The following is an 18,902-nucleotide window of genomic DNA, read 5'->3' as shown; positions in this document are numbered from 1 at the left end:
TCCGCTGCCTGGCCGACGGCGCCCGGCGCCACGACGTCCTCGATCGGCTTCTCCACCGGCTTCTTCCGGTCGCGGGACAGAAGCGTGCCGACGACGCCCTTGGGCAGGAACAGGGTGACGAGCACGAACAGGCCGCCGAGCACGAACAGCCAGTATTCGGCGAGCATGCCGCTGGTGAACCAGGTCTTGCCGAAATTGACGAGCAGCGCGCCGACGATCGGGCCGATCAGCGTGCCGCGGCCGCCGACCGCCACCCAGATCACCGCCTCGATCGAATTGGCCGGGGCGAATTCGCCGGGATTGATGATGCCGATCTGCGGCACGTAGAGCGCGCCAGCGACACCGGCCATCATGGCCGAGAGCGTCCAGACGACCAGCTTATAGCCCTCGACGCGGTAGCCGATGAAGCGGGTGCGGCTCTCGGCGTCGCGGACGGCGACGAGAACCTTGCCGAACTTGGAGGCGATGACGGCGCGGCAGATCCAGAACCCGGCGGCAAGCGCCAAGGCCGAGGCGAAGAACAGCGCGCCGCGCGTCGCGTCCGCCTGGATGTCGAAGCCCAGAATGTCCTTGAAGTCTGTTAACCCGTTGTTACCCCCGAAGCCCATGTCGTTGCGGAAAAAGGCGAGCAGCAGCGCATAGGTCATCGCCTGGGTGATGATCGACAGATAGACGCCGGTGACGCGGGAGCGAAAGGCGAACCAGCCGAAGACGAAGGCGAGCAGGCCCGGCACCAAGAGCACCATGAGCGCGGCGAACCAGAAATGGTCGAAGCCGGTCCAGAACCAGGGCAGTTCCTTCCAGTTCAGGAACACCATGAAGTCGGGCAGGAGCGGATTGCCATAGGTGCCGCGATCGCCGATCTGGCGCATCAGGTACATGCCCATGGCATAGCCGCCGAGCGCGAAGAAGGCGGCGTGGCCGAGCGAGAGGATGCCGCAGAAGCCCCAGACCAGATCGACCGCGAGCGCCAGCAGCGCGTAGGTCAGATACTTGCCGAGCAGCGTCAGCACATAGGTCGGCACATGCAACGGGCTCGACGGGTCGGTCGCGAGGTTCAGCACCGGCAGCAGGACGCCGATGCAGAGGATGACCAGCAGCACGATCGAGGTGCGGCGGTCGAGGGCGCGCAAGAGGAAGGCGGTCAGCATCGGGCGAGCCCTTTCGACGTCCGTAGCGTGGGATGGATGCGGGCCACGGCCCATGCGGACATCAAGACACTCATGCCTCCACCGCCCGGCCCTTCAGCGCGAACAGGCCGCGCGGGCGCTTCTGGATGAACAGGATGATGAAGACGAGGACGAGGATCTTGCCGAGCACGGCGCCGGCATAGGGCTCGAGGAACTTGTTGGCGATGCCGAGCGTGAAGGCGCCGACCAGCGTGCCCCAGAGATTGCCGACGCCGCCGAACACCACGACCATGAAACTGTCGATGATGTAGCCCTGGCCGAGATTGGGGCTGACATTGTCGATCTGGCTGAGCGCGACGCCGGCGATGCCGGCAATGCCGGAGCCGAGGCCGAAGGTGAGCGCGTCGACCCAGGGCGTGCGGATGCCCATGGAGGAGGCCATCGGCCGGTTCTGCGTCACGGCGCGGGTCTGCAGGCCGAAGGACGTCCGCTTGAGCACCAGCATCAGCGCCGCGAACACCACCAGCGCGAAGACGACGATCCACATGCGGTTGTAAGTGATCGTCAGATTGCCGAGCTCGAAGGCGCCCGACATCCAGGACGGATTGCCGACCTCGCGGTTGTTCGGGCCGAACCAGGTGCGGACCGCCTGCTGCAGGATCAGCGACACGCCCCAGGTCGCGAGCAGCGTCTCGAGCGGCCGGCCGTAGAGATAGCGGATCACCATGCGCTCGATCAGGACGCCGACGAGGCCGGCGACGAGAAAGGCGAGCGGCAGCGCGATCGCCAGCGACCAGTCGAACAGAAACGGCGCGTGGTTGCGGATCAGCTCCTGCACGACGAAGGTCGTATAGGCGCCGAGCATGACCATCTCGCCATGCGCCATGTTGATGACGCCCATGACGCCGAAGGTGATGGCGAGGCCGATCGCGGCGAGCAGCAGGACGGAACCGAGCGAGACGCCATAGAGAATGTTCTGCGCGCCGTCCCAGAGCTGCAGCGTGCCGTGGATCGAGGTGATCGCGCTCCCGGCCGCCGCCTTGACCGCGCCGTCCGGCGCCGAGGCCTCGATCGCGGTCAGCTGCCCGAGTGCGTCGCGGCCGCCCTTTGCCTGCAGCGCGACGATGGCGGCGACCTTGTCGGCGTCGCCCGCGTCGGATTTCAGGATCGCCGCGGCGCGCGCCATCTGCAGCGTCGTCGCGATGGCCGGATCGGTCTCCTTGGCGATCGCCTGGTCGATGAGCGGGATCTGGGCCGGGTCGCTGTTCCGGAACATGTCGGCCGCCGCGGCGCGGCGCTTGGCCGGATCGGCGCTCATCAGCGTCAGTGAGCCGAGCGCGGATGTCACCGCCTCGCGGACCGCGTTGTTGACCTTGATCTTCTCGACGTCGCGCGAACCGGCCGTGCCCGCATCGGCGCCGGTGAGCGGGTCCTTCAGGCTGAAGCCGCCATCGGCCTTCACGGCGGTGAACACCGCGCGGTCGGATTTCCGCACATAGAGATCGCCGGCGCCGAGCGCCTGCAGCACGGGCGCCACGGCCGGGTCACCGCTCGCGCCGAGCGCGCCGACGGCTTCCTTCAGCGCCGCGTAGCCGGTCTTGCCGAGCCCGTCGACCAGCGGCTTCAGATCGTCCGCCCGGGCCGGCAGCGCGGCGACGAGGACGAGAGCCAGGACGGCGAGAAGGGCCTTGAAACGTTGGATCATGTCGACCACGGATTTGTCCTCGGGCGCGGGGGCCGGGTTTTCGAGTGGTGCGAGGTTCGAGACGCCCGTTGCACGGGCTCCTCACCATGTTGAGGTCGAGGCAATGGCCAGGCGGCGTTAGCGGACCTGCAAAGCTCGGCTTCCATCATCCTGAGGAGGCCCGGAGGGCCGTCTCGAAGGACGCACGCCATCTAGGCCACGCGGCTTGATGGAAGGACGGGAGGCGGACGCGCCGCCTCCCGTCTTCTCGGGCTTTCCGGCGGAGGTCAGGAACCCTTGCCGCCGCACTTGCCGGTCGCGACGTTGAAGTTGCCGCAGGACATCGGAGCCCGCCAATCGGAGATCAGGTCCTTCGAGTCCGGCAGGTAGTCGGACCATTCGTCGCCGACGACCAAGCCCGGGGTCTGCCACACGACGTCGATCTGGCCGTCGTCCTGGATCTCGCCGATATAGACGGGCTTGGTGATGTGGTGGTTCGGCATGATGGTGGAGAAGCCGCCGGTCAGGTTCGGCACCGAGACGCCGATCAGTCCGTCGATCACCGCGTCGGAATTAGTCGTGCCGGCCTTCTCGACCGCCTTCACCCAGGCGTTGAAGCCGATGACGGTCGCTTCCATCGGGTCGTTGGTGGTGCGCTTGTCGTTGCCGATGAAGGCGCGCCACTTCTTGATGAATTCCTCGTTCTCCGGCGTGTCGATCGACTGGAAGTAGTTCCAGGCGGCGAGATGGCCGACGAGCGGCTTGGTGTCGATGCCGGCCAGCTCTTCCTCGCCGACCGAGAAGGCCACGACCGGGATATCGGTCGCCTTGATGCCCTGGTTGCCGAGCTCCTTGTAGAACGGCACGTTGGCGTCGCCATTGACGGTCGAGACGACGGCGGTCTTCTTGCCGGCCGAGCCGAACTTCTTGATCGCGGCGACTTCGGTCTGCCAGTCGGAGAAGCCGAACGGCGTGTAGTTGACCAGAATGTCCTCGGCGGCGACGCCCTTCGACTTCAGATAGGCTTCGAGGATCTTGTTGGTGGTGCGCGGATAGACGTAGTCGGTGCCTTCGAGCACCCAGCGCTTCACGGCGCCGCCTTCCTCGCTCATCAGATAATCGACGGCGGGGATCGCCTGCTGGTTCGGCGCGGCGCCGGTGTAGAAGACGTTCCGCTCGCTCTCCTCGCCCTCATACTGGACGGGATAGAACAGGATCGAGTTCAGCTCCTTGAACACCGGCAGCACCGACTTGCGCGAGACCGAGGTCCAGCAGCCGAACACGACCGAAACCTTGTCCTGGCTGATCAGCTCGCGCGCCTTCTCGGCGAAGAGCGGCCAGTTCGAGGCCGGGTCGACGACGACCGCCTCGAGCTTCTTGCCCAGCACGCCGCCCTTCTTGTTCTGCTCGTCGATCAGGAACAGGACGGTGTCCTTCAGCGTCGTCTCGGAAATCGCCATCGTGCCCGACAGCGAATGGAGAACGCCGACCTTGATCGTGTCCTCCGCGGCGATGGCGCCAACCGTTCCGGCGCCGATCATGGCGGCCGTCGCGATCGCGCCGACGATGCGGCTCATGTAGCTCATCGGTATCCATTCCCCCTGCTGGCCCCTTTCCGCGACATTTCCTGCCGGGCGGAGCGGTTGCGTTCGACCATCGCGGAACGGGATCGGCGGGATATCCGGCGGGTCGCCGGGCCGACCGCGTTCTTGGGGGAAGTCTCGGCAGTTTTGGCAGTGCAGCATATACGTCGATTGACGTAGGTCGGCGGGAGGGGCTGGGCGGGGGGCTGCCGAGACGACGGCGGGGCCTTCGCCTCTGCCATGGGGAGGGAGGGCTCTCCACCTCGTCTCACCCTCCGCCGTCATCCTCGCGAAGGCGAGGATCCATACAGCCTGAGGCCAACGTTGTTGCGCTCCAACGACCGGCAACCCGGCTGGAATGGATCCCGGCTCGGAGGCCGGGATGACGGCGAGCCCCTCACCTCTCCCACAGGGAGAGGTCGGAGCGAAGCTCCGGGTGAGGGGGTGGGAACTATCCGGTGAGGCCGCAACCCCTCACCCGCCGGCCTTCGGCCGTCGACCTCTCCCCATGGGAGAGGTGAAGGGGCGGCCGACCGCCCGCAAAATCACCCCCGCCCATCTTGCGCCGCAGCGCGGGATCGCGCATCTTCGCTTAATTAGTAGGCACGCCCAGAAGATGAGCAGAGCGCGATGACCGGACGACAGCGGATCCTCCCCGTCCGCCGCGACTACAATCGCTGGGTCGCCAACCAGACGCTGGAGGACTACGCGCTCCGCTTCACCGCCAAAAGCGCCCGGCGCTGGACCACGCCGCGCGTCGCGCAGACGGCGATCGGCGCCATTTCCTTCCTGGCGCTGGAGGCGGTCGGCGGCGCGATCACGCTGTCGCACGGCACGATGACCACCCTCTACGCGACCGCGATCGTCGGAATCGTGCTGTTCCTGACCGGCCTGCCGATCGCCCGCTATGCGGCGCGCTACGGCGTCGACATCGACCTGCTCACCCGCGGCGCCGGCTTCGGCTATATCGGCTCGACCGTCACCTCGCTGATCTACGCCACCTTCACCTTCATCCTGTTCGCGATCGAAGCCTCGATCATGACGACGGCGCTGGAGATCGCCTTCGGCATCCCGATCTGGCTCGGCTACATACTGAGCGCTGTCATCGTCATCCCGCTGGTGACGCATGGCATCACCTGGATCAGCCGCTTCCAGCTCCTGACCCAGCCGCTCTGGATCATCCTCAACATCCTGCCGGTCGGCTTCATCCTCTGGCAGGATTCCGGCTCCCTCGCCTCCTGGTTCGCCTTCGAGGGCCTGGCGCCGACAACGGCGGGAAACGGCATCGGCCTGGTCTCGCTCGGCGCCGCCTGTTCGGTGATCCTCGGCCTGATGCCGCAGATCGGCGAACAGGTCGATATCCTGCGCTTCCTGCCCGCCCAGGGCCTTGAAGGAAAACGCGGCCGTATCGCGACGCTGCTCGCTGGCGCCGGCTGGATCCTCGTCGGCGCGCCAAAACTGCTGTTCGGCTCCTTCCTCGCCGTGCTGGCGCTCCGGCATGGCGTGCCGGTCGAGCACGCGGCCGAGCCGGCGCGGATGTATGTCGTCGCCTTTGGTTACGTGCTGCCCTGGCCCGACGCGGCTTTGTTCCTGACCGCCGCCTTCGTCGTCGTCTCGCAGTTGAAGATCAACGTGATGAACGCCTATGCGGGCTCGCTCGCCTGGTCGAACTTCTTCTCGCGGCTGACGCACAGCCATCCCGGCCGCGTCGTCTGGCTGCTCTTCAACGTCGCGATCGCGCTGCTCCTGATGGAGCTCGGCATCTACCAGGCGCTGGAGCAGACGCTCGGCCTGTTTTCCGTCGTCGCCGTCGCCTGGCTCGGCACCATCGTCGCCGACCTCGCCATCAGCAAGCCGCTCGGCCTGTCGCCGCCGGGGATCGAGTTCAAACGCGCCCATCTCTACGACATCAACCCGGTCGGCGTCGGCGCGATGGCGATCGCCACCCTGCTCGGCCTTGGCGCGGCGGTCGGCCTCGCCGGCGCGGTGGCGCAGGCCTTCGCCCCGTTCATCGCGCTCGGCGTGGCGCTGGTGGCGGCTCCCCTGATCGCCTGCGGCACGGGCGGGCGCTACTACCTGGCGCGAAAGCCGCGCGCCCATTGGCATCAAATCAAGGAGATCCGCTGCACGGTCTGCGAGCACTATTTCGAGCCGGAGGACACCGCCTATTGCCCGGCCTATTCCGGGCCGATCTGCTCGCTCTGCTGCTCGCTCGACGCCCGCTGCCACGATCTTTGCAAGCCGCATGCGCGGTTGCAGAACCAGGTGAGCATCGCCGCCGCCGCCGTGTTGCCGACCGGGCTCGCCAAGCGCATCAGCCCGCGCATCATCCACTATGCCGGCGTGCTGACCCTGTTCATGGCGGTGATAAGCCTGGTGCTGCTCTTGATCCACGTGCAGGCGACCTCCTATCGCGGCGTGCACGAGAGCGGCTTCGGCGGCATCATCGGCCAGACGCTGTGGGCGGCGTTCTTCATCCTGCTGATCGTCTCCGGCATTGCCGCCTGGTTTCTCGTGCTCGCCAACGAAAGCCGGCATGTGGCGCAGGAGGAATCGGCGCGGCAGACGACGCTGCTGCTCCGCGAAATCGAGGCGCACCGGAAGACCGACGCCGAATTGCAGCGCGCCAAGGAAGTGGCCGAATCCGCCAACCAGGCGAAGAGCCGCTACCTCGTCGGCCTGAGCCACGAATTGCGCACGCCACTCAACGCCGTCTTCGGCTATGCGCAGATCCTGGAGCGCGACGAGAGCATCCCGCGCGAGCGGCAGGGCAATATCAGCGTCATCCGGCGCAGCGCCGAGCACCTCTCCGGCCTGATCGACGGGCTTTTGGAGATCTCGCGCATCGAGACGGGCCGGCTGCGGCTGCAGCGCGACGAGATCCGGCTCGGCGATTTCCTCGACCAGTTGGTCGACATGTTCCGCTTCCAGGCCGAGGCGAAGGGCCTCGCCTTCCGCTTCGAGCGGCCGGAGCAGCTACCCGAAGTGGTGGCGACCGACGAGAAGCGGCTGCGCCAGATCCTGGTCAATCTGCTCTCCAACGCGATCAAGTTCACCGACCAGGGCGGCGTCACCTTCCGCCTCGCCTATCGCAGCCAGATCGCGACGCTCACCGTCGAGGATACCGGCCCCGGCATCGCCGCCGAGGATCTCGACCGCATCTTCGAGCCGTTCGAGCGCGGCAGCGGCGCGCAGGCGCTGGCAGCCCCCGGCACCGGGCTCGGGCTCACCATAACGAAGATGCTGGCGCAGCTGATGGGCGGCGACATCCGGCTCACCAGCCGGCCTGGCGCCGGCAGCCGGTTCGAGGTGCGCGTCATGCTCACCGCCATCGACCGGCCGGCGCCGCTGCCGCCGCCGGCCAAGCGGGTGTTCGGCTATCAGGGCCAGCGCCGCGTCATCCTCGTCGCCGACGACGACCAGGATCATCGCGAGCTGGTGCGGCAGATCCTGGAGCCGCTCGGCTTCACCGTGCTCGCCGTCGCCGACGGCCCCGCCTGCCTGGCGCTCACCGCCGACATCCGGCCCGATCTCTTCCTGCTCGACATCTCGATGCCCGGCATGACCGGCTGGGAGCTGGCGCGGCGGCTGCGAGAAGGCGGCCATGCCGCGCCGATCGTCATGCTGTCGGCGAGCCTCGGCGAGATGCAGCCGGAACCGGCCGAGGACGCCCATGACGCGGCATTGCCGAAGCCCTTCGAGATGCGGCAGCTGCTCGACCGCATCCAGGCGCTGCTGCAGCTCGACTGGATCGACGAGCCGCCGGCGCCTCGCATCGAGGTCGCGGCGCCGCTGCGCAGCCCCGGCGCCGACCATGTGCGCGAGCTTCTCGATCTCGGCCATATCGGCTATGTCCGCGGCATCGAGGCTAAGCTGGAAGCGCTTTCGGCCGAGACGGACAACCAGCCCTTCGTGGCGGCGCTGCGCGGGCATCTCCGGAATTTCGACTTCGACCGCTACCAGGCGACGCTGGAGGAAGTGAGCGAGCATGAGTGAGACGACGCATGGCCGCGACATCGTCCTCGTCGTCGACGATTCGCCCGAGACGCTGAGTTTTCTCACCGAGGCGCTGGAACGCTCCGGCGCCACCGTGCTGGTCGCGACCTCGGGCGCGCGGGCGCTGACGCTCGTCGAGCGGATCACGCCCGACATCGTGCTGATGGATGCGGTGATGCCCGGCATGGACGGCTTCGAGGCCTGCCGCCGGCTGAAGGCGAACACGGCGCTCGCGCATGTGCCCGTCATCTTCATGACCGGCCTGTCCGAGACCGAGCATGTGCTCGAGGGGCTGGAGGCGGGCGGCGTCGACTACGTCACCAAGCCGATCGTGCTCGACGTGCTGCTCGCCCGCATCCGCGTCCACCTCGCCAATGCCCGCACGGCGCAGAGCGCGCGCCTCGCGCTCGACACGGCCGGGCGCTACCTGCTCGCCGCCAATCGCGAGGGCGAGATCCGCTGGTGCACGCCACAGGCGGTGAAGCTGCTCGAAGCGACGCTGCCAAGTTGCGACGGCCATATCCGCCTGCCGGAAAGCATCCGCGTCTGGCTGCGCGTCTCGGCCGGCGAGCGCGGCGGCACCACCCAGCCCGGACCCATCCCGGTCGAGGGCGGTAGGCAGCTGCAGCTCGCCTTCCTCGGCAAGACCGGCGAGGACGAATTCCTGTTCCGCCTGTCGAGCGAGGACGACAGCGGCCAGGAGGCGCTGCTGCGCCGCCAGTTCACCGTCACCCAGCGCGAGGCGGAGGTGCTGCTCTGGATCGCGCGCGGCAAGTCCAACCGCGACATCGCCGAGATCCTCGGCCTGTCGCCGCGCACGGTGAACAAGCACCTCGAGCAGGTCTACCAGAAGCTCGGCGTCGAGAACCGCGCCTCGGCCGCCGTGACGGCGCTTTCGGCGCTCGGCGAGCGCTAGATCGCGCGATCCCAACTCTGTGATCGCCGTCACAAGGCGTTGCTGTCGCGGCTAATTTCCATTCATGTCAAACCACTTAGCGTTGTCCACCGGCACCCGCCGCCGCTTTACGGCGAGGGACGCGCCCCGTAGACTGCCGCGCTAATCGAGACGGTGGCGAACGGAGACGATCATGCGCGGTGTTGGCGGGATTCTGGGGCTCGTGCTCGGCCTGACGCTCTCTCTCGGCGGCCTGGCGACACCAGCCAGCGCGCAGGAGAGCGGACCCCGGCGGGTGATCATCAGCCGCGACGCCGACTATCCGAGCTTCGACTATCAGACGCTGAAGGATGTCGACCAGAAGGCCTGCGCCACGGCCTGCACCGACGACGGAAACTGCAAGGCCTTCACCTACAACACCAAGGCGAAGTGGTGCTTCCTGAAGAGCGACTTCGGCGCGCTCGCGGTCTCCCCCGGCGCCAATGCCGGCCGCGTCGTCACCGCCAAGGCGATCGACAAGAACGTCGCCGAGAAGCGCATCGAGGAACTCGCCTTCCTCGGCCCCTCGCCCTTCGACGAGGCGAAGCGCCAGCTCGGCGCGCTCGCCAGCGACTATCCCTCGCACGGCGTCGGCTACGACACGATCCGCCTCGGCGCCGAACGCTCGCGCCAGACCGGCAACATCACCGAGCTGGCGCGCGATCTCGGCGCCATGCTCGCCATCGCCCCGGACGACCCGGCGCTCTGGCGTGCCTTCGCCGCCGCGCAGCTGCAGCGCAATCCCGACGATTACGGCCAGCGTCAGCAGGCGATGACCGCCGCCTCGTCGGCCGCGATCAACGCCTATCTGCGCGCCGACGGCGTCGGCGAACAGGCGCAGGCACGCGCCCTGCTCGGCCAGGCGCTGGAAAAGCGGGAGATGTGGAAGGCGGCGATCAAGGCCTATCGCCTCAGCCTCGAATACAAGCAGGATCCGCAGCTGCGCGCGGCTTTCGACAAGCTCATCGCCGAGCGCGGCTTCCGCATCGTCTCCAACACCGTCGACGCCGATGCCGCCTCGCCGCGCATGTGCGTCGTCTTCTCCGATCCCCTCCCCGTCTCCGATCCGACGCTCTCCGACTTCGTCGTCGTCGAGGGCGGCAAGGGCCTCGCGGTCGAGCCGCAGGACAACCAGATCTGCATCGACGGGCTGAAGCACGGCCAGCGCTACACGATGCGCTTCCGCGCCGGCCTGCCGTCGGCCGATGGCGAGAAGCTCCAGCAGATGGCCGAGGTCTCGAGCTATATCCGCGACCGCGCGCCCTGGGTCGGCTTCGCCGGCAATGCCTATGTGCTGCCGGCCGGCCAGGGCGCCTCGATCCCGATCGATAGCGTCAACACCGACCTGATCGACGCCGAGGTGTACCGGATCGGCGATCGCGCGCTCGCCATCGCCGTGCGCGACGGCAATTTCCTGCGCCAGCTCGACAGCTACTCCGCCAGCCAGATCGCCGGCCAGTCGGGCATCTCGGTCTGGAAGGGCCAGATCGAGGTGGCGAACAAGAAGCTGAACGAGAGCATTACCACGGCGATCCCGATCGGCGACGCGGTCAAGACGATCGAGCCCGGCGTCTATGTCATCACCGCCAAGGCGGCGACCAAGGGCTCCAGCGACGGTGGCTACGATTCCTCGCTGGCGACCCAGTGGTTCATCGTCTCCGACCTCGGCCTCTCGGCGCTTTCGGGCAATGACGGCGTTCATGCCGTCATCCGCTCGCTCAACACCGCCAAGGCGCTGGCCGGCGTCAAGGTGAAGCTGGTCGCGACCAATGACGAGATCCTCGGCGAGGCGACCACCAACGCCGACGGCTACGTCCATTTCGAGCCCGGCCTGGCCCGCGGCACGGGCGGCATGGCGCCCCAGCTTCTTGTCGCGCAGACCGAGGCCGGCGACTACGCCTTCCTCGACATGAAGAAGACCGCGTTCGACCTGACCGACCGCGGCGTCGACGGCCGCCCGGCGCCGGGCGCGCTCGACACCTTCTTCACCTCCGAGCGCGGCATCTACCGCCCCGGCGAGACCGTGCATCTGACCGCGCTCTTGCGCGACAGCCAGGCCAAGGCCGTTTCCGGCCTGCCGCTGACGCTCGTCGTCGACCGCCCGGACGGCGTCGAGTTCCTGCGCACCAAGCTCGATGACGAGGGCCAGGGCGGCTACAGCCGCGACGTCGCCATCCCCGATGGCGCCCAGCGCGGCGCCTGGCGCTTCCAGCTCTATGCCGATCCCGATGGCTCGGCGCTGACCGAGATCTCGGCGCTCGTCGACGATTTCGAGCCGGAACGCGTCGCCTTCGAGCTCAAGACCACCGCTGAGCGCCTCACCTCGGGCGGCACCTTCCCGATCGAGCTGACCGCGAAATATCTCTACGGCGCCAACGCAATCGGCCTCGGCGTCGACGGCGACATCATCGCCACGCCGACCAGCGTTAGCGCGGACTATCCGGGCTACGCCTTCGGCCTCTCGGACGATCCGGTCGAGAGCGTGCGGGATTCGCTCGGCGCCAGCGCCGTCACCGACGAGGAAGGCCGCGCCAGCTTCGACGCCACCGTGCCGTCGCTGCCGGAGACGACCAAGCTGTTCAACGCCGAGATCATCGTCCGCGTCACCGACACCAACGGCCGCGCAGTCGAGCGGCGGATGACGCTGCCGGCCGACGGCACCAAGCCGCATATCGGCATCAAGCCGGGCTTTGACGGCAGCGTGCCGGAGGGCGGCGCCGCCTCGTTCGAGCTGATCGCCATCGGCCCGGACGGCAAGCGCATCGACGCCAAAAGCGCGACCTGGACGATCGAGAAGCTCGACACGAACTACCAGTGGTATCGGCGCGACGGCGCCTGGAAATACGAGGCGATCACCACGGCGACCCGTGTCGCCAACGGCACGGTCGACCTCTCCGCCTCCAAGCCCGCCACGGTCGAGAGCAAGGTCGACTGGGGCCGCTTCCGCCTGACGGTGGCGCTCGCCGGCGAGGCGCCGACCTCGTCCAGCTACGCCTTCGACGCCGGCTGGTATGTCGATGCGAGCGCTGCGTCCGAGACACCGGACATGTTGACCGTCTCGCTCGACAAGAAGAACTACAAGCCCGGCGAGACCGCCAAGCTGCGCCTCGATCCGCGCTTCCCCGGCATCGCCCAGATCATGGTCATCGACGACCGCGTCATCGACATGAAGACGGTCGATGTGCCCGAGGGCGGCACCACGGTCGACCTCGACGTGACGACGAAATGGGGACCGGGCGCCTATGTCACCGCCACCCTGTTCCGGCCGATGGACGTGCAGGCGAAGCGGATGCCGTCGCGCGCGCTTGGCCTCGCCTGGGTGCCCGTCGATCCGGCCGACCGCCGCATCGACGTCCAGTTGGGCGCCGAGGACCAGATCCGGCCGCGCGGGCCGCTGACCATCCCCGTCACGCTCGCCAATCTGAAGGCAGGCGAGGACGCCTATGTCACGGTCGCGGCCGTCGATGTCGGCATCCTCAACCTGACCCAGTTCAAGACGCCCGATCCGGACGGCTGGTATTTCAGCCAGCGCCGGCTCGGCATGGAGATCCGCGACCTCTATGGCCTCTTGATCGACCGCATGCAGGGCGTTCCCGGCCGTCTCCGCTCCGGCGGCGACGGCGGCGCGGCGGGGCTGAAGTCGCCGCCGCCGACCGAGAAGCTGATCGCCTATTATTCCGGCGTGGTGAAGGTCGACGAGAACGGCAAGGCGACGATCACCTTCGACCTGCCCGACTTCAACGGAACCGTCCGCGTCATGGCGATGGCCTGGTCGAAGGAAGGCATCGGCCATGCCGAGCAGGACATCATCGTCCGCGATCCCGTCGTGGTGATGGCGAGCCTGCCCCGCTTCATGACGCCGGACGACCAAAGCCGCATCCTGGTCGAGGTCAACAATGTCGAAGGGCCGGCCGGCGACTACCGGCTCGCCGTCGACGCGCCCGGCGTCGCCATGGATCCCGGCGACGCGGACAAGCAGATCCGGCTGGAGAAGGCCGGCCGCGCGACGATCGCGCTGCCGATCAAGGCCGTCGACATTGGCGACCACGAGATCACCGTCAGCCTGGCGAGCCCGGAAAACGGCCAGACCTTCGACCGGACCTACAGCCTGGGCATCCGGCCGGCTGGCCAGCCGGTCTCGCGCCGCTCGCTGATCTCGATGGCGCCCGGCAACACGCTGAGCGTCGACCGCTACGCCTTCTCCGAGTTCGTGCCGGGCACGACGAGCGCCACGCTCGCCGTCGGCGGCACGGCCAAGCTCGACGTCGCGGCGATCCTCGCCTCGCTCGACCGCTACCCCTATGGCTGCACCGAGCAGATCACCTCGAAGGCCATGCCGCTGCTCTATCTGAACCAGGTGGCGGCGACGATCGGCATCGCGCAGGACAGCGAACTGCGCGAGCGCATCCAGGCCTCGATCGGCAAGGTGCTCGACAACCAGTCCTCGGCCGGCTCGTTCGGCCTCTGGGGACCGGGCTATGACGACCTCTGGCTCGACGCCTATGTCACCGACTTCCTGACCCGCGCCAAGGCGGGCGGCTATCTCGTTCCGGAGGTCGCGTTCAACAACGCGCTCGACAACCTCGCGAACAAGGTCGGCTACGCCTCCGACTTCGATCGGGGCGGCGAGGCGATCGCCTATTCGCTCTACGTCCTCGCCCGCAACGGCAAGGCGGCGATCGGCGATCTGCGCTACTACGCGGAGACGAAGCTGAACAACTTCGCGACCCCGCTGGCGCAGGCGCAGATCGGCGCGGCGCTGGCGCTTTATGGCGACAAGGCGCGCTCGGGCTCCGTGCTCGGCGTCGCCATCGACAATCTCCGTCGCGCGACGGGCCGCGAGCTCGCCGGCCGCGAGGACTATGGCTCGGGCCTGCGCGACCAGGCTGCGGTGCTCACCCTTGTCGCCGAGAGCGGCGACAAGGGCGCCAACGTCAAGAAGCTGATCGACGACGTCGCGACAACGCGCGACAACCGCCGTTATCTCTCCACCCAGGAACAGGGCTGGATGCTGATGGCCGCCGCCGCGATGATGTCGGACCTGAAGCAGGCCTCGATCGAGATCGACGGCAACAAGGGCGAGGTGCCGCTCTACCGCAAGCTCCTCGGCTCGGACGTCGACAACCGGCCGCTCGTCGTCGCCAACACCAGCGACATTCCGCTCGACGCGGCGCTGACGCTGACCGGCATCCCGGCCAGCCCGGAGCCGGCCGGCGGCGAGGGCTTCGCCATCACCCGCAGCTATTTCAACACGGACGGCAGCGAGGCGGACCCGTCGACGGTCGCGCAGAACGACCGGCTGGTGGTGGTGCTGAAGGTGACGGCCGACCAGGCCCGGTTCGGACGGCTGATGGTGGTCGATCCGCTGCCGGCCGGCTTCGAGATCGAGAACCCCAACCTCTCGCGCTCGGGCGACACGTCTTCGTATGAGTGGCTGCAGGGCACGACCGAGCTGGCGCATACCGAGGCGCGGACCGACCGCTTCGTGGCGGCGCTGACCCGCTCGTCCGGCGATCCGCTGGAGTTCACGGTCGCCTATGGCGTCCGCGCCGTCTCGCCGGGCAAGTTCGTGCATCCGGCGGCGACGGTCGAGGACATGTACGACCCCGATCGCCAGGCCCATACCGACACCGGCTCGGTCGAGATCGTCGGACCGACGACGACGAAGTGAGGGCGCGATGCGCAGGACCAAGCTCGCCGTCATCCCGGGCAAAGACCCGGGATCCATTCAGCCGAGGCCTCGGGCTGCATGGATCCCTGCTTTCGCAGGGATGACGGGGAGCGTGGATTTCGGGCGGAGCCACGAGAGGCGATCGCCATGAGCGCTGAACGTGAGGCTGGCGCAGGACAGAAGCCTTCACCTCTCTCAGAGGGAGAGGTCGGCCCGGAGGGCCGGGTGAGGGGTTCAGACCTATCCGGTGAGGGCGCAACCCCTCACCCGCCGGCTTCGCCGTCGATCCCGGATCAAGTCCGGGACAGGCTCTCTCCCTCTGGGAGAGGTGAAGGGAAAAAATGGCCGCGGCGCCTTGCCATCGCGGCGGTCGCGCTCGGGCTCACCGGCTTCTTCTCCTATGCCGGGCTCTCCGGTGCGGTCAGCCAGATCGAGAAGAGCCTGCCTCCCGTCCCGGATCCGGCCAAGGTCCCAACCTCGCAGATCGTCGTCGATCGCGGCGACGCGCTGCTGCGGCCCTACACCATCGCCGAGGGGCGCTGGCGGCTGCCGGTCGGGCTCGCCGACGTCGACCCGATGTTCATCACCATGCTGAAAGGCTACGAGGACCGGCGCTTCAACGAGCATCACGGCGTCGACTGGCGAGCATTCGCCCGCGCCGCCGCCCAGATCGTTCGCAACGGCCATGTCGTCTCCGGCGGCTCGACGCTGACCATGCAGGTGGCGCGCCTCGTCCAGGGCGGCTCGACCCGGCAGGCCGAGAGCAAGCTCAAGCAGATCGTGCACGCGCGAGCGCTGGAGGACAGGCTCGACAAGAACCAGATCCTGTCGCTCTACCTGACGCTCGCGCCCTATGGCGGCAATCTGGAGGGCATCCGCGCCGCCACCCTCGCCTATTTCGGCAAGGAACCGCGCCGGCTGACCATCGCCGAGGCCGCGCTTCTCGTCGCCCTGCCGCAATCGCCCGAGGCGCGGCGGCCCGACCGCGACCCGAAGGCCGCCAAGGCGGCGCGCGACCGCGTGCTCGACCGGCTGGTAACGGCCGGCGTGCTCGACGAGGAGACGGCCGCTGCCGCCAAGACCGAGCGCGTGCCTTCGGCGCGAAAACCCTTCCCGATGCTGGCCGCCCATCTTGGCGATCAGGCGCGCAGGCGTCATCCGACCGAGCCCGTCATCCGCCTGACCGTCGACGGCCGTCTGCAGGCGAAGCTCGAGGCGCTGGCAAGCGCCCGCGCCGCCAAGGCCGGCCCGAAGGCCTCGGTCGCCATTCTCGTCGCCGACCATGTCAGCGGCGACATCCTCGCCTCGGTCGGCTCCGCCAGCTTCATGGACGATGCGAGGAACGGCTTCGTCGACATGACCGAGGCGATTCGCTCGCCCGGCTCGACGCTGAAGCCGCTGATCTACGGCCTCGCCTTCGAGCAGGGCCTCGCCCATCCGCAGAGCCTGATCGAAGACAAGCCCTCGGCCTTCGCCGGCTATGCGCCGGTCAATTTCGACGGGTTTTATCGCGGCACCGTGACCATCCACGACGCGCTGACGCAATCGCTCAACGTGCCGGCTGTACAGGTGCTCGACGCGGTCGGGCCGGCGCGGCTGATCGCGCGGATGAAGCGCGCGGCGGCGAGCCCGCGCCTGCCGGACATGTCGGCCGCCGGCCTCGCGGTCGGCCTCGGCGGCGTCGGCCTGTCGCTCCGCGACCTCGTCTCGCTCTATGGCGCGATCGCGCGCGGCGGCCGGCCGGTGACGCTGCATACCGAGCCCGCGCCGCGCACGCCGGCGGCGGAGCCCGCGCCGGTGCTGGAGCCGCTCGCCGCCTGGTATGTCGGGAACATCCTCGCCGACGTGCCGCCGCCGACCATCGGCGCGCGCGGCCGCATCGCCTACAAGACCGGCACCTCCTACGGCTATCGCGACGCCTGGTCGATTGGCTTCGACGGCCGCACGGTGATCGGCGTCTGGGCCGGCCGGGCCGATGGCGCGCCGGTCTCCGGCCTTTCCGGCATCGGCACCGCGGCGCCGATCCTGTTCGAGGCGTTCGACAAGATGGGCGGCGACCGCGTTCCGCTCGCCCCCGCCCCGCGCGGCGCGCTGATCGCGGCGAATGGCGACCTGCCGGCGCCGCTGAAGCGCTTTCGCGGCAGCGACATCCTCGCCAACAAGGCGCCGGACACGCCGCAGATCGCGTTCCCGCCGGATGGCGTGCAGGTCGATCTCGGCATCCGAGCCGGCGATCCGATGCCGCTGATGATCAAGATCCGCAACGGCCAGCCGCCCTTCACCTGGTTCGCCAACGGCGTGCCGATCGCCCGCACCCCGTTCTCCCGCGCGGAAAGCTGGGCGCCGGACGGACCCGGATTTGTTACGCTATCGGTGGTAGATTCGGCCGGACGGTCGGATCGCGTGACCGTGTTCGTCGAGTAACCCGCAAGGCGGAGCAGTCCGATTTCCTTCGTCCAACGCCACTGGCAGCAGCACACCCATTTCTATCAGTCGGTCCTCGTCGCCATCGTCGCCTATTTCGTCATTCGCCTGGTGCGGCCGGAATTCGCGATGATCGCCGCCGGCGACGTGTTCTTCATCGTCTATCTGTTCTTCCAGCTGCGGCTCGCGGCGAGGGCCAATCTCGACAAGCTGCGGCTCAGGGCGCGGAGCGAGGACGAAGGCATCGTCCTGATCATGTGCCTGACGGTCGGCGCCATCGCCTTCTCGTTCTATTCGATCTTCTCGATCCTGAACGGCGCCGACACGACGGCGCCCCATCTCGCCACGGCTATCATCAGCATTCCGCTCGGCTGGGCCGTCTTCAACACGCTGTTCGCGTTCCACTATGCCCGCCTCTACTACGCGCCGGCCGGCACCGACAGCAACGCAGACGGCAAGGAGGACGATGTCGGCGGCCTCGTCTTCCCGGATACGCCGGAGCCGTCGATCTGGGATTTCTTCTATTTTTCCTTCTGCCTCGGCGCGACCTTCCAGACCTCGGACGTCAACGTCCGGACCACGGATTTCCGCATGGTCATGATGTTCCATTCGATCGCGTCGTTCATCTTCAACACGACGCTGCTGGCGCTCGCCATCAACCTCGGGGCGAGTGTGCTGACCTGAGGGGGCGGGGGCGCACTGGTTTCACCGCTCCATGAGAGGGATGATGGCTGTGCCAGTCGATCGCCTGGAAGGCTCAAAGACCTGGTGCTCCTCCTTCACCTCTCCCATGGGGAGAGGTCGGAGCGAAGCTCCGGGTGAGGGGGTAGGGAACCATCCGGAGAGGGCTCACCCCCTCACCCGCCGGCCTTCGGCCGTCGACCTCTCCCTATGGGAGAGGTGAAGAGACGAGCCCGCCTGACTGCCAAGCGGCCAAGCATCGAAGCCGAAAGCCGAGACACTCAGCCCTTCTCCCGCTCTTCCTTCTCCGATCCGTCGCGCGATCTGCCCTCGGGCACGAGGTGGCTGATCAGCCAGCGCTCGAAATAACGGGCGACGATCAGGATCAGGAGGACCAGCACGAGCGCGACCAGGACGATCGGCCAGGTGCCGAGGCCGCAGGTTATGCCGAGCGCGGCCGCGACCCAGACGGTCGCCGCCGTTGTCAGACCCTGGACGTGCCCGCCATGCTGGCCGAGATGCAGGATCGTGCCAGCGCCGATGAAGCCGATGCCGGCGAGCACGCCCTGGATCACGCCCTGCAGGACGCGGCTCATGGCGTCCGATCCCATGACGAAGCCGGGAATATGGATCGCCGTCAGCGTCGCCACCGCGGCGCCGAGCGACACCAGCGCCAGCGTGCGCATGCCGGCCGGCTTTTCGCGCGTGTCCCGGTCGATGCCGATCAGCAGCCCGCAGATAGCCGCGGCGCCGAGCCGCAGCGTGGCCTCCAGGTAGAGTTCCATATGCCGATCGCATC

General features: G+C 68.0%; 8 protein-coding genes and 1 pseudogene. 5 read left to right on the top strand and 4 right to left on the bottom strand.

Annotated features, from left to right (window positions below; all coding sequences use genetic code 11):
• Positions 1 to 80: 80 nt before the first annotated feature.
• The 3 genes and pseudogenes from urtC to urtA all read right to left on the bottom strand — a co-directional run.
• A pseudogene (gene urtC, locus K32_RS02010) lies at positions 81 to 1,151 on the bottom strand (urea ABC transporter permease subunit UrtC); the annotation flags it as partial.
• Between the two features lie 70 nt (positions 1,152 to 1,221).
• Entirely contained in the window at positions 1,222 to 2,835 is a 1,614-nt protein-coding gene (gene urtB / locus K32_RS02005; protein ID WP_201404310.1) for an urea ABC transporter permease subunit UrtB, read from the bottom strand.
• Positions 2,836 to 3,101: 266 nt separating this feature from the next.
• On the bottom strand, positions 3,102 to 4,391 hold the full coding sequence (gene urtA, locus K32_RS02000) for an urea ABC transporter substrate-binding protein (RefSeq protein ID WP_371813021.1): 1,290 nt from the start codon (positions 4,389 to 4,391) through the stop codon (positions 3,102 to 3,104).
• A gap of 636 nt (positions 4,392 to 5,027) precedes the next feature.
• Between urtA and K32_RS01995 the strand changes: the two genes are divergently transcribed.
• The 5 genes from K32_RS01995 to K32_RS01975 all read left to right on the top strand — a co-directional run bounded on the left by K32_RS01995 (position 5,028) and on the right by K32_RS01975 (position 18,106).
• On the top strand, positions 5,028 to 8,393 hold the full coding sequence (locus K32_RS01995; protein ID WP_201402416.1) for an ATP-binding protein: 3,366 nt from the start codon (positions 5,028 to 5,030) through the stop codon (positions 8,391 to 8,393).
• Positions 8,386 to 9,309, top strand: coding sequence for a response regulator transcription factor (locus tag K32_RS01990; protein WP_201402415.1), 924 nt, complete (start codon positions 8,386 to 8,388; stop codon positions 9,307 to 9,309). Before K32_RS01995 ends, K32_RS01990 begins: the two co-directional genes overlap by 8 nt.
• Positions 9,310 to 9,481: 172 nt before the next feature.
• Positions 9,482 to 14,998: an alpha-2-macroglobulin family protein gene (locus K32_RS01985; protein ID WP_201402414.1), complete on the top strand. Its 5,517-nt coding sequence runs from the start codon at positions 9,482 to 9,484 to the stop codon at positions 14,996 to 14,998.
• Between the two features lie 147 nt (positions 14,999 to 15,145).
• A complete protein-coding gene (pbpC, locus tag K32_RS01980; protein WP_371812848.1) occupies positions 15,146 to 17,422 on the top strand; it encodes a penicillin-binding protein 1C in 2,277 nt (758 codons plus the stop codon).
• A gap of 129 nt (positions 17,423 to 17,551) precedes the next feature.
• Positions 17,552 to 18,106: a DUF1345 domain-containing protein gene (locus tag K32_RS01975; protein WP_201402413.1), complete on the top strand. Its 555-nt coding sequence runs from the start codon at positions 17,552 to 17,554 to the stop codon at positions 18,104 to 18,106.
• Positions 18,107 to 18,384: 278 nt separating this feature from the next.
• Here the strand turns inward: K32_RS01975 and K32_RS01970 are convergent, their stop codons facing one another.
• A complete protein-coding gene (locus K32_RS01970) occupies positions 18,385 to 18,888 on the bottom strand; it encodes an MgtC/SapB family protein (protein ID WP_201402412.1) in 504 nt (167 codons plus the stop codon).
• Between the last annotated feature and the right edge of the window lie 14 nt (positions 18,889 to 18,902).

Origin of the sequence: Kaistia sp. 32K (genome assembly GCF_016629525.1) — a bacterium.
Classification (GTDB): Bacteria; Pseudomonadota; Alphaproteobacteria; order Rhizobiales; family Kaistiaceae; genus Kaistia.
This window is presented reverse-complemented; position numbering and strand designations above follow the sequence as displayed.